An 11,753-nucleotide genomic window follows, 5' to 3' on the forward strand; every position below is an offset into this window, starting at 1 on the left:
CCGCCGCGCCGTGCCGCATCCCGTCGCCCCGCGCCATGCCGCGACGGCACGCCATGCGTGGCGTGTCGCTGCTGGAAATGCTGCTGGTGGTCGCGCTGATCGCGATCATCGGGCTCATCACCGCCACCGCGATGAACGGTGGCATCGATGGCATGCGCCTGCGCAGCGCCGGCAAGGAAGTGGCCAGCCAACTGCGCTACACGCGCACCCAGGCCATTGCCACCGGCGAACGCCAGCGCTTCCTGATCGATCCGCGCGCGCGCACCTGGCAGGGCGCCAACGGCCGCCATGGCAGCCTGCCCGGCTCGCTGGACGTCCGTTTCCACGGCGCCGGCCAGGTCGCCAACGCACCGGGGCAGGGCGGCATCGCATTCCATCCGGACGGTGGTTCCAGTGGCGGCACCATCGAGCTGAGCGTGCGCGATGCGCTGTGGCGCATCGATGTGGGTTGGGTGACGGGCGAGGTGCGGTCGGGTCCCGTGCGGGGCGCGCCATGAGGACACAGCGCGGCTATTCGCTGCTGGAAGTGATTGTCGCGTTCGCGCTGCTGGCGCTGGCGCTGACCCTGCTGTTGGGCAGCCTGTCGGGTGCCTCGCGGCAGGTGCACAACGCCGACCTGCGCACGCGCGCGGTCCTGCATGCGCAGTCGCTGCTCGCCGCCACGGGGGTGGACGCGCCGCTGCAGGTCGGCCACGAACAGGGCGACTGGGAGGATGGCCGCTACCGCTGGGACCTGCAGGTGGAGCCCTATGTGGAGCCGCGCGCCACCGCGCTGGCACCGGCCGCCGTCAGCAGCGGCCCGACCCTGGCCCAGCTCACCCTGCGGGTGTCCTGGGGCGAGCGTGAGGGCGAGCGCCTGCAGTGGCGCAGCCTGCGCCTGGTGCCGGACAGCGCGGCGGGGACGACACGATGACGCACCCGCAGCGCGCGCGCGGTTTCACCCTGATCGAAGTCCTGCTGGCCACCGTGCTGCTGGTCGGCGGCCTCGCGCTGGCCTTCGCGACAGTGCGCTCGGCCATGAACATCGCCCAGCGCGGCGAACGCGTGGCCGCGCAGAACGAACGCATGCGCGCGGTGGAAGGGTTCCTGCGCCGGCGGCTGACGATGGCCCTGCCGACGGCTACTCAGCCACCGGATCCCACCCGCGAACCGGTGCACTTCCTGGGCGAACCGCAGCGCATGCTGTTCGTGTCGGAACTGCCCGGCTACCTCGGTCGCGGCGGCCCGTACGTGCATGAGCTGCAGGTGCAGCGCAGGGGTGCAACGCTGCGCCTGGAGGTCGCGCTGACGCTCGTGCAGAACGGCGAACGCATCGACGAGACACCGCCGCGCGCCCCCGAACTGCTTGCCGACGATCTGCGCGAGGTGGCGTTCCGCTACCGTGGGGTGGACCCGCGCAGCGGTCAGCTGGGCGACTGGCAGACGCGCTGGGACGATACGCGGCGGCTGCCCACGCTGGTGGAGATCCGCATCACCCCGCAGCAGGGCGTTGCCTGGCCGCCGATGGTGGCCGCCCTGACCCAGTCGCGCGGGGCGCGTTCGTGAGCCGTCCGCGTGGTGCGGCGCTGGTCCTGGTGCTGTGGCTGATCGCCCTGCTCACCGCCGTGGTGGGCGCGTTCGCGCTGAGCGCGCGCATCGAGCACCTGCAGCAGCGGGTGATCGCCGACGATGCCATCGGCCAGGAGCACGCACGCGCCGGGCTCGAGTACGCGCTGCACCGGCTGCAGCCCAACGCATTGCAACCGCCGTGGTTGCCGGACGGGCGTCGCTACCGCTGGCAGTTCGACACGCGCCGCATCGACCTGCGCATCATCGACGAGAACGGCAAGATCAACCTCAATCTCGCCGATACCGCGCTGCTGGACGCGTTCCTTCGCGCCATGGGCGTTGAACCGGGCCGTGCGCGACAGCTCGCCGGGGCGATCGCCGACTGGCGCGATGCCGACAGCCTCACCCAGCCGGGGGGCGGTGCCGAGACGCCGGACTACGTGGCTGCCGGCCTGCCGTATGGCGCGCGCAACGGACGCTTCGAAACGCTGGGCGAACTGCAGCGCGTGCTGGGCATGGACGCAGCGTTGTATGAACGCCTCGAACCCATGCTGACCCTGTACAGTCGGCAGTCGCGCCCCGATCCGCGTTTTGCGGCCGGGCCGGTACTCACCGCGCTCGGGCTGGACGCCGAACGCCTGCTGGCCGAGCGCGAACGCGCCGAGGCCGCTGAGGATGGAAACGTGACCGGTGGAACGCTTGCCAGCGGCAGCGGCACCTATAGTATCGAGAGCCGCGCAATGGATGAACGCGGACGGATCTCGGTGCTGCATGCCGTAGTGCGCATGGGCGCGGCGGGCACGCCGGGAACGACTTACACGGTACTTCGCTGGGAACAGGGAATGGCAGCACGATGACGGCATGGCGGGACAGTCTGGTGCAGGCAAAGGGACGGCTCGCGCCGGGCGTGGGCGATGGCCTGCGCTGGTGGCGGCGTTCGCTGCTGGCCTGGCTGCCGGTACGCTGGCAATGGGCGATGGGCTGGTCGCGCTCGCGGCTGCTGCTGTCGCGGCATGCCGAACAACTGGTGCTGCGCCGCGACACCGCCGCGCAGGTGCAGGCGATTGCGGAACTGCCGTGGCCCACCGCGCCGTCGGACCTGGATGCCGTGCTCGAGGCGCGCCTGCGCCGCCTGCCGCGGCATTGGGTGCTGCCCGCCTCGGCCGTGCTGCGCCGCCCACTGCGGCTGCCCGCTGCGGCCGCGCCCCGGCTGCGCGACGTGGTGGGGTTCGAGATCGACCGGCAGACCCCGTTCGAGGCCAGCCAGGTCCATTACGACGTGCGCGAACTGGACACGCTGCCCGACGGCCAGCTGCAGGTCGAACTGGTGGTCATTCCGCGCCAGGCGCTCGAGCAGTGGGCGCAGCAGGCCGGATCGTGGTCGCAGCAGCTGGCGGGCGTGGATGCCGACGACGGCCATGGGCAGCCGCTGGGCGTCAACCTGCTGCCGCCCACCCAACGCCGCGTCACCCACGATCCGATGCGTCGCTGGAACCTGCTGCTGGGCTGCGCCACGCTGGTGCTGCTCGCGTTGGCGGGCCACCAGCTGCTGGACAACCGCCAGGCCGCCGCCGACCGCCTGCGCGGGCAGGTCGACAGCGCCGCACACGATGCGCGCCGCGTGGCCGCGCAGCGCCAGCAGCTGCAGGACATGGTGGACGGCGCTGCGTTCCTGGAAGGCAAGCGCGGCGCGCACGCCAGCACCGTGGAGCTGTGGAACGAACTGACCCGGCTGCTGCCCGACGGCACGTACCTGGAAAAACTTTCGGTGGAAGGCAACACGCTGCAGCTGATCGGGCTCAGTCGTGAGGCCTCGCAGCTGGTGTCGCTGCTGCAGGATTCGCCGCTGTGGCGCAAGGTCAACCTGACCGGCGTGCTGCAGGCCGATGGCGGTGCCGCCGGTCGCGATCGCTTCACGCTGACTGCCGAGCTGCAGCCGTTGCCCGGTGCCCCGGCCGCCGCCGCGCCCGCCAAGGAGGTTGCCCATGGCAATGCCCCCGACGCACCGTGACCGCTGGCTGGCGCTGGCATTGCTGCTGGCGGCCATCGCCGTGGCCTACCTGCTGCTCGTGCATCCGTGGTTCACCCGGCCGCTGCTGGATATCAACCAGGGCATTGCCGAGCTGCAGGAACGCGACCAGCGCGTCCAGGCGCAGCTGCAGCAGCGCCGTCAGGTGCAGCAGCGCCTGCAGGACGTGCAGGGCGCGCTGGATGGGCGCCCGGGTTTCCTGCGCGAGCCCACCGCCGAGTCCGCCGCCGCCGCGTTGTCCACGCGGTTGCAGGACGCGGTGGCGTCGGCCAGCCCGGGCAATCGCAGCTGCACCATCAGCAACCGCTCGCCGTTGACCGACACCGCACGCGACGCGCAGTTCCCGCGCGTGGCACTGCAGGTGCGGCTGCGCTGTGGCGTACCGGAAATGGCGGCGGTGCTGCACACGCTGGAGACCGGCAGCCCGCGCCTGTTCGTCGACAACCTCAACCTGCTGGCGCAGCGCTTCCAGGCCTCGCCCAACGAGAGCGGTACCGGCCTGGACGTGTCCTTCGAGCTGGTCGGGTACCTCAAGCCGGGTGCGGCCAGCGACACCACCGCAGCGCCTGCGGCGCCGATGATGGACGCCGCCCCGGCGGGGCTCGAGCCGGTAGGGTCGGCCATGGCCGCGCCTGCCGATCCGGGCGTTGCCGCACCGGTCGAGGAGGGCACCCTTGAAGATTGAACTGGCTCCCCTGCGCAGCTGGTGGCTCGGCGGCGTGGCCGTGTGGGCTGCCGCGGTGTGGATCGCCACGCTGCTGGGCGCGGGCGGACGCATCGCCCCGCTCGATGCCGGCGACCGCACTACGCCGCCGCTGCCCGTGCTGGCACCGGCCGCACCGGAGCGCATCGCCTCGGCCGCCGCCTACGCCGACATCGGCGCGCGCCCGCTGTTCGCCGAAGACCGCAAGCCGCGCCCCTACCTGCTCGGGGGCGCTGAACCGGGCAGCGCATCCAGCGCGGTCACGCTGACCGGCGTGCTGCTGACCACCGAGTTCGGCATGGCCATCCTCACCACCGACCAGAAACAGTCGCTGCGGCTGCGCCTCAACGGCGATGCGGTGAACGGCTGGCAGTTGCTGGCACTGGAACCGCGCAGCGCCACGGTGACCGGCCCGGGCGGCACCCAGACCCTGGAGCTGGTGACCTTCAGCGGCCAAGGCGGCGAGCCGCCAACGGTGCTGGGCACGGCCACCCAGGGCGGGCCGCAGGCGCCGGGCGTGCGCGCCCCGTTGCCGCCGCCCCCGGGCACGGGCGGGCAAGCCGCACAGGCGACGGCGCGGGCGCCGACCATGCCGCCGCCTGCAGCGGTGTCGCCGGTGCCCACGCCGGCCGCGCAGAACGCGCCCGCGCAGGGGCCCAGCGAAGAACAGATGCAAGCCATCCGCGCCCGCATCCAGGCGCGCCGCCAGCAATTGCAGCAACAGCAACAGTCGCAGTCGCCGCCCGGCGGCTCCGGCCAAACCAAATAGAGTGAAAGCATGACATTGCGTCTTTTCTCCCTGTCCTTCGCCGTTGCCCTCCTTGCGGGTTGCGCCACCGTGCCCGGTCCGGAAGTCCGCCGCGACGCGGTCCTTGATGGTTCGCACCAGGTCGTGGCGGGTGACGGCTCGCGCGACGGCGTGGAGGCGCAGCCGCTGGGTGCCGAGGGCACGCCGCAGGCGGTGATCCGCCGTGGCACCGGCACCATGATCAACCGCAGCGCGGCCGCCGCCGCCGCGCCGTCGCTGTCGCAGGCCAGCAACGGCACCGCCACCTTCAACTTCGAAGGCGAGTCGGTGCACGCAGTGGTCAAAGCGATCCTGGGCGACATGCTCGGCCAGAACTATGTGATCGCGCCGGGCGTGCAGGGCACGGTGACCCTGGCCACGCCCAAGCCGGTGTCATCCGCGCAGGCGCTGAACCTGCTGGAGATGGTGCTGGGGTGGAACAACGCACGCATGGTCTACAGCGGCGGCCGCTACAACATCGTCGCCGCCGACCAGGCGCTGGCCGGCACCGTCGCGCCCAGCACCGCCCCGGCGGCCAGCGCACGCGGCTTCGAGGTGCGCGTGGTCCCGCTGCAGTACATCTCGGCCACCGAGATGAAGAAGGTGCTGGAGCCGTACGCGCGCCCCAATGCGATCGTCAACGTCGACAGCGGCCGCAACGTCATCACCCTGGGCGGCACCCGCAGCGAGCTGGAAAATTACCTGCGCACCGTGGAGATCTTCGACGTGGACTGGCTGTCGGGCATGTCCGTCGGCGTGTTCCCGATCCAGACCGGCAAGGCCGAGCAGGTTGCGGCCGATCTGGAGAAGGTGTTCGGCGAGGAGAGCAAGACCCCCAGCGCAGGCATGTTCCGCTTCCTGCCCCTGGAGAACGCCAACGCCGTGCTGGTGATCACCCCGCAGGCGCGCTACCTCGACCAGATCCAGCAGTGGCTGGAGCGCATCGACACCGCCGGTGGCAGCGCCCGCCTGTTTTCCTATGAGTTGCGCTACGTGAAGGCCAAGGACCTGGCCGAGCGCCTGGCCGAAGCCTTCGCCAGCGAAAACGGCCGCAGTGGTCGCGGTGGCGGCGGCTCGCTGGCGCCGGGCGCCGCCGTGCAGGAGCTGGGCAGCCGCGACGGCACCAGTGGCAACAGCCTCAACACCAACGGCAGCAGCGGCGGCACCAACCGTACCGGCGGCATGGGCGACGGCACCATGAGCCTGCCGCAGCGCCAGTCCGGCAACGCCAGTTTCAACCTGGAAGTGCAGGGCGATACGGTCGGCGTGTCGGCGGTGGAAGAAACCAACACGCTGCTGGTGCGCTCCACCCCGCAGGCCTGGCGGTCGATCCGCGAGGTGATCGAGAAGCTCGACGTGATGCCCATGCAGGTGCATATCGAAGCGCAGGTGGCCGAGGTCTCGCTGACCGGCGACCTCAGCTATGGCGTGAACTGGTTCTTCGAACAGGCCGTGGCCACCGGCAAGACCGAGAGCGGCATCGATCTGCCCAGTGCGCTCGGGCGCTCGATCTGGGGCAGCATCTCCGGCGTGGTCGGTGACGGCGGCGTGGGCTGGACCTTCCTCGGCAAGAATGCGGCTGCGGTGGTCACCGCGCTGGACAAGGTCAGCAACCTGCGCCTGCTGCAGACGCCGTCGATCTTCGTGCGCAACAACGCCGAAGCGACCCTGAACGTCGGCACCCAGATTCCGATCAACTCGGTGTCGGTGAACACCGGCGTGGGTGGCGACAACACCTACAGCCAGGTGCAGTACCTGGACACCGGCGTGATCCTCAAGGTGCGCCCGCGCATCACCCGCGATGGGGTGGTGTTCCTGGACATCGTGCAGGAAGTCAGCTCGGCCGGCGCGATCCCCGCCGGCTGCGATCCGACCCGCACCACCTGCAACCCGCCGATCAACACGCGCAAGATCTCCACCGAAGCGGCCGTGCAGAGCGGCGACACCATCATGCTGGCCGGGTTGATCACCAACTCGGAGGAAGACGGCGCCAACGGCGTGCCCGGCCTGAGCCGGATCCCGGTGATCGGCGCACTGTTCGGCAAGAAGACCCAGAACACCGGGCGCTCGGAAGTGATCGTGCTGCTGACCCCGACCATCGTGCGCAACGCGCAGGAGTCGCGCAATCTGACCGACGAATACAGCAACCGCTTCCGTGCGATGGAGCCGTTCCCGGCGCCGCGTCCGCGGCGCTGAGCCACCTGCGGCCGCCACGCAGGTGGCCGCGCCTGCTACGCTGCGGTCAGGTGGCCGCGCACAGGGGGACGGATGGGGACGATCGTGTTGCTGCCGATCGGGGTCGATGACAGCGCCCTGGACCGTTGCCTTGCCGCGCTCGATGCCGGTACGCCGGCCGGTACGCCGGCATGGCTGGCCGACGACGGCCAGGCCGGTCCGCGCGCGCAGGCGGTGATCGAACACTGGCTGGCCAACACGCCCCTGCATGCCGAGTACACCCGCCGCGCACGCGCGATCGGCGAGGTGGCCCACCTGGATGAAATGCTGCGTGCCTGTGCAGGCAGCGACGTGGTCGTGCTCGCTCCCGATGCGGTGCCCGCACCGGGCTGGCTGCAGCAACTGGATGCCTGCTTCGCGCGTGACGCGTCGATCGGCTCGGCCACCCCGTGGTGCAATGCCGGCGAAACGGCGGCGTGGCCGCGACTGGGGGAGATCAACCCGGCGCCCGACGACCTGCAGGCACTCGCCCAGGCCTGCGCCGCACTGCCCGCGCTGCACCCGGAGCTGCCGTCGGCGGTGACCCATGCGGTATTGCTGCGGGCCAACGCACGGCACAAGGCCGGCGGCCTGGACATGCACAGCTATGCCTCGTGGAATGCCGCACTGATCGACTTGAGCCTGCGCATGGCCGGCCTGGGCTGGCGCAATGCGCTGTGCGAAACCGCGTTCGTTGCGCGCGGCGGGGAGTCGCAGGCACAGGAGGGCGACATGGACGCGCTGGCCACCCGTTGGCCGGCCTGGCAGCCGCGGCTGGCCAGCTTCCTGATGGGTGACCCGTTGCTCCAGGCCAGGGAAGCCCTGCAGGGCCTGCACCGGCAGGCGATAATGCCGCGTTCCCAGGGCGATCTGTTCGGATCGCCCGCCGCACCCGCCCCGGAGTCGTCCGTTTGAATTCCTGCATTGCCGTTGTGATCGTCAGCTACCAGAGCGCCAGCACCCTGGACGACTGCCTGGCGCGGTTGCGCGCCGCCACCGACGTCGCCGAAATCCGCGTGGTCGACAACGCCTCCGACGACGGCACGCTGGACATCGTGCAGCGCCACGCCACTGCCGATCCCCGCGTGCGTTTCATCGCCAACCCGGACAACCCCGGGTTCGCCGCCGCCAACAACCAGGGCGTGGCCGACAGCCACGGCCCCTGGCTGGCCTTCATCAATCCGGACCTGATGGTCGCTCCGGACACCCTGGCCCAGCTGCGCGTGCGCGGTGAGGCGCTGGGCGACTGCGTGCTGGGCGTGGAGCAGGTGGACGAGCAGGGCCAGCCGGATGCCGCGGTGCGCCGCCGCGACCCGGACTTTGCCGCCATGCTGCGCCGGCCGGGGCAGGGCGCGCGCCTGGCCATTCCGGCCGATCCGGCGCAGGCGCTGCAGACGGTGCCGGCGCTGTCCGGCGCGCTGCTGCTGATGCCCCGCGCGCTGTTCGAGCGCATCGGCGGCTGGGATGCCGGCTACCGCCTGCACGCCGAGGATCTGGACCTGTGCCGGCGCGCGCGCGAGGCCGGTGCCGTGGTGGCCATCGCCAACGACCTGCGGGTGGTGCACGTGCGGGGGGTATCCAGCCGGTCTCGCCCGTTCTTCGTGGAATGGCACAAGCACCGTGGGCTGTGGCGCTACTTCCGCAAATTCGAGGCACGCCAGCGCAACGTGCTGGTGCAGGGGGCGGTGTGGGGCGCGATCTGGGCGCATGCGGTTGCGCAGATTCCGCGGTTGTTGCGCAGCCGGTGAAATCCGTACCCACCGTTGGTGGGTACATGCAGGCAGGCGCATAATCCCCGACATGATCATCCAATCCCTGCTCGACACCGACCTGTACAAGTTCACGATGATGCAGGCGGTGCTGCACCAGCACCCCGGCGCGCAGGTCCAGTACCGGTTCAAGTGCCGTACGACGGGCATCGACCTGGCGCAGTTCATCGCGCAGATCAACGCGGAGATCGATCATCTCTGCACGCTGCGCTTCACCGACGAAGAGCTCGCCTACATGCGCGGGCTGCGCTTCGTGAAGCCGGACTTCGCCGACTTCCTCGGTCTGTTCCACCTCGATCGCAAGTACATCAACCTGCGCCCGTCGCAGACCGTGCCCGGCGAGATCGATCTGGACATCACCGGTCCGTGGCTGCACACCATCCTGTTTGAAGTCCCGTTGCTGGCGATCATCAACGAGGTCTGGTTCCGCAACACCAGCGAGGCCGACTTCGCCGAAGGCGAGCGCCGCCTGCAGGCCAAGACCGCGCTGCTGCGCGATACCCCGGGTTTCGAGCTGTGCCGGATTGCCGACTACGGCAGTCGCCGCCGCTACTCGCGCGAGTGGCACGCACGCATGCTGCCGATGATGCGCGACGCGCTGGGTGCGCAGTTCGTGGGCACCAGCAACGTGCATTTCGCGCGTCTCTACGGGATGACCCCGCACGGCACCATGGCCCACGAATACCTGCAGGCATTCCAGGCGCTGGGGCCGCGGCTGCGTGATTCGCAGGTGGCGGCGCTGGAATCGTGGGCGCGCGAGTATCGCGGCGACCTCGGCATCGCGCTGTCGGACGTGGTCGGCCTGGACGCCTTCCTGCGTGACTTCGACATGTACTTCTGCAAGCTGTTCGACGGCGTGCGCCACGATTCCGGAGACCCGTTCAGCTGGGGCGACCGCATGCTGGCCCACTTCCAGGAACGCCGCGTGGATCCGCGCAGCAAGGTGCTGGTGTTCAGCGACGGGTTGAACATCGAAAAGGTCATGCGCCTGTTCGACTACTTCCGCGGCCGCTGCCAGGTCGCGTTCGGTGTCGGCACGCACCTCACCAACGACCTGGGCCCGACGCCGCTCAACATCGTCATCAAGATGGTCCGCTGCAACGGCCAGCCGGTGGCCAAGCTCAGTGATTCGCCGGGCAAGAGCATGTGCGACGACCCGGGTTACCTGGCCTACCTGCGCCAGGTATTCGAGCTGCCGCCGGAGTAACCGCGTTATTCCAACGCATACCGCGCAACGAACAGTCCGGCCACCAGCCACACCGCCGGGTGCACCTCACGCCAGCGCCCGGTTCCGGCCTTGAGCACGGCATAGGCGATGAATCCAAACGCCAGCCCATTCGCAATCGAATAGGTAAACGGCATCGCCAGTGCGCACAGGGCGGCCGGCACCGATTCGGTCAGGTCGTTCCACTCCACATCCACCAGCTCACGCAGCATCAATCCGGCCACGAACAGCAGCGCCGGCGCGGTGGCGTAGCCCGGCACCATGGCGGCGAGCGGTGAGAACAGCAACGCGGCCAGGAACAGGGCGGCCACGACCAGCGCGGTCAGTCCGGTGCGGCCGCCGGCCTGCACGCCCGACGCGCTTTCGGCGAAGGCGGTGGTGCTGCTGGTACCGAGCAGGGAGCCGGCCACGATGGCGGTGCTGTCGGCCAGCAGCGCACGCCCGAAGCGCTTCTGCGCGCCGGGAAGCTTGAGCAGTCCGGCGCGACCCACCACGCCATACAGGGTGCCGGTGGCGTCGAACACTTCGACCAGCACGAACACCAGCACCACCTGCAGCAGCACGGCGATGGGCGCACCGCCGTCGTGGTGCAGCAGGCCGGGCAGGTCCAGCTGCAGGAAGGTCGGGGCCAGGCTGGGCGGCAGGGAAATGACGCCGTGGTATTGGACGTTGCCGAGCAGCCAGGCCGCGCCGGTGACGGCCAGGATGCCGATCAGGATGGCGCCGCGCACACGCCGTGCCTCAAGGATGGCGATCAGCAGGAAGCCGGCCAGCGCCAGCAGCGGCGGGGCAGTGTTGAGGGGCCCGAGCGCAACCAGGGTGTCGGGGTTGGCAATGATCACGCCGGACTTCTGCAGGGCGATGATGGCCAGGAACAGGCCGATACCGGCGACGATCGCGGCGCGCAGCGAGGCGGGAATCCCCGCCACCAGCCAGGCGCGCACGCCGGTCAGCGACAGGGCCAGGAACACCAGTCCGGAAATGAAGACTGCCGCCAACGCCTGCTGCCAAGGCAGCCCCGCGGCGCCCACCACGGTGAACGCAAAGAACGCGTTCAATCCCATGCCGGGCGCCATGCCGACCGGGAAATTGGCGGCAAAGGCCATCACCAGCGAGCCCAGCGCGGCGGCCAGGCACGTAGCAACGAACACCGCGCCCGCATCCATGCCGGTGGTGGAGAGGATGTCCGGGTTGACGAAGACGATGTAGGACATCGTCAGGAACGTGGTCAGCCCGGCCAGCAGTTCGGTCCGCACGGTGGTGCCGTGCTGCTGGAGCTGGAACAGGCGTTCAAACAGTTTCATGGTGGGGGTCCATGGGTGTTGGTTTTTTTCGTTGGATCTTTAGCGAAGCCAAGAGCCTTCGTCTGGTGCGACTGTTGGTTAGGGCCGGCGGGTACGGGGGTACGGGACACGCCGTGAACCCATCCATGGGGGCTCGTAGAAAACATCCATGTTTTCTACGGTCCCGTACCCCCG

General features: G+C 70.0%; 12 protein-coding genes. 11 read left to right on the plus strand and 1 reads right to left on the minus strand.

Annotated features, from left to right (window positions below):
• Positions 1–35: 35 nt before the first annotated feature.
• The 11 genes from xpsH to pncB all read left to right on the plus strand — a co-directional run bounded on the left by xpsH (position 36) and on the right by pncB (position 10,257).
• Positions 36–497, plus strand: coding sequence for a type II secretion system protein XpsH (gene xpsH, locus AC3ITN_RS03285; protein WP_313347844.1), 462 nt, complete (start codon positions 36–38; stop codon positions 495–497).
• Positions 494–913: a type II secretion system protein XpsI gene (xpsI, locus tag AC3ITN_RS03290; RefSeq protein WP_313347802.1), complete on the plus strand. Its 420-nt coding sequence runs from the start codon at positions 494–496 to the stop codon at positions 911–913. The genes xpsH and xpsI overlap by 4 nt, the downstream gene beginning before the upstream one ends.
• Positions 910–1,545 (plus strand): type II secretion system protein J, encoded by a 636-nt coding sequence (locus AC3ITN_RS03295; protein WP_313347803.1) that lies wholly within the window; start codon positions 910–912, stop codon positions 1,543–1,545. The genes xpsI and AC3ITN_RS03295 overlap by 4 nt, the downstream gene beginning before the upstream one ends.
• The gene (locus tag AC3ITN_RS03300; RefSeq protein WP_313347804.1) at positions 1,542–2,405 is read left to right on the plus strand and encodes a type II secretion system minor pseudopilin; all 864 of its coding nucleotides are present in this window, start codon (positions 1,542–1,544) and stop codon (positions 2,403–2,405) included. The genes AC3ITN_RS03295 and AC3ITN_RS03300 overlap by 4 nt, the downstream gene beginning before the upstream one ends.
• A complete protein-coding gene (locus AC3ITN_RS03305; protein WP_313347805.1) occupies positions 2,402–3,559 on the plus strand; it encodes a PilN domain-containing protein in 1,158 nt (385 codons plus the stop codon). Before AC3ITN_RS03300 ends, AC3ITN_RS03305 begins: the two co-directional genes overlap by 4 nt.
• Positions 3,540–4,262, plus strand: a complete 723-nt coding sequence (gspM, locus tag AC3ITN_RS03310) for a type II secretion system protein GspM (protein WP_489392867.1) — start codon at positions 3,540–3,542, stop codon at positions 4,260–4,262. The genes AC3ITN_RS03305 and gspM overlap by 20 nt, the downstream gene beginning before the upstream one ends.
• Positions 4,252–5,049, plus strand: a complete 798-nt coding sequence (locus AC3ITN_RS03315; protein WP_489392071.1) for a hypothetical protein — start codon at positions 4,252–4,254, stop codon at positions 5,047–5,049. Before gspM ends, AC3ITN_RS03315 begins: the two co-directional genes overlap by 11 nt.
• A gap of 9 nt (positions 5,050–5,058) precedes the next feature.
• Positions 5,059–7,263 carry a type II secretion system secretin GspD gene (gspD, locus tag AC3ITN_RS03320; protein ID WP_313347807.1) on the plus strand — a complete coding sequence of 735 codons (2,205 nt, stop codon included), beginning with the start codon at positions 5,059–5,061 and terminating at the stop codon, positions 7,261–7,263.
• 72 nt (positions 7,264–7,335) lie between these two features.
• Positions 7,336–8,196, plus strand: a complete 861-nt coding sequence (locus AC3ITN_RS03325; protein WP_489392072.1) for a glycosyltransferase family 2 protein — start codon at positions 7,336–7,338, stop codon at positions 8,194–8,196.
• A complete protein-coding gene (locus tag AC3ITN_RS03330) occupies positions 8,193–9,029 on the plus strand; it encodes a glycosyltransferase family 2 protein (protein WP_489392073.1) in 837 nt (278 codons plus the stop codon). The genes AC3ITN_RS03325 and AC3ITN_RS03330 overlap by 4 nt, the downstream gene beginning before the upstream one ends.
• 52 nt (positions 9,030–9,081) lie before the next feature.
• Positions 9,082–10,257, plus strand: coding sequence for a nicotinate phosphoribosyltransferase (pncB, locus tag AC3ITN_RS03335; protein ID WP_489392074.1), 1,176 nt, complete (start codon positions 9,082–9,084; stop codon positions 10,255–10,257).
• Between the two features lie 5 nt (positions 10,258–10,262).
• Here the strand turns inward: pncB and AC3ITN_RS03340 are convergent, their stop codons facing one another.
• A complete protein-coding gene (locus AC3ITN_RS03340) occupies positions 10,263–11,579 on the minus strand; it encodes an NCS2 family permease (protein ID WP_489392075.1) in 1,317 nt (438 codons plus the stop codon).
• Between the last annotated feature and the right edge of the window lie 174 nt (positions 11,580–11,753).

This window comes from Stenotrophomonas sp. KH_036_B (assembly GCF_057839485.1).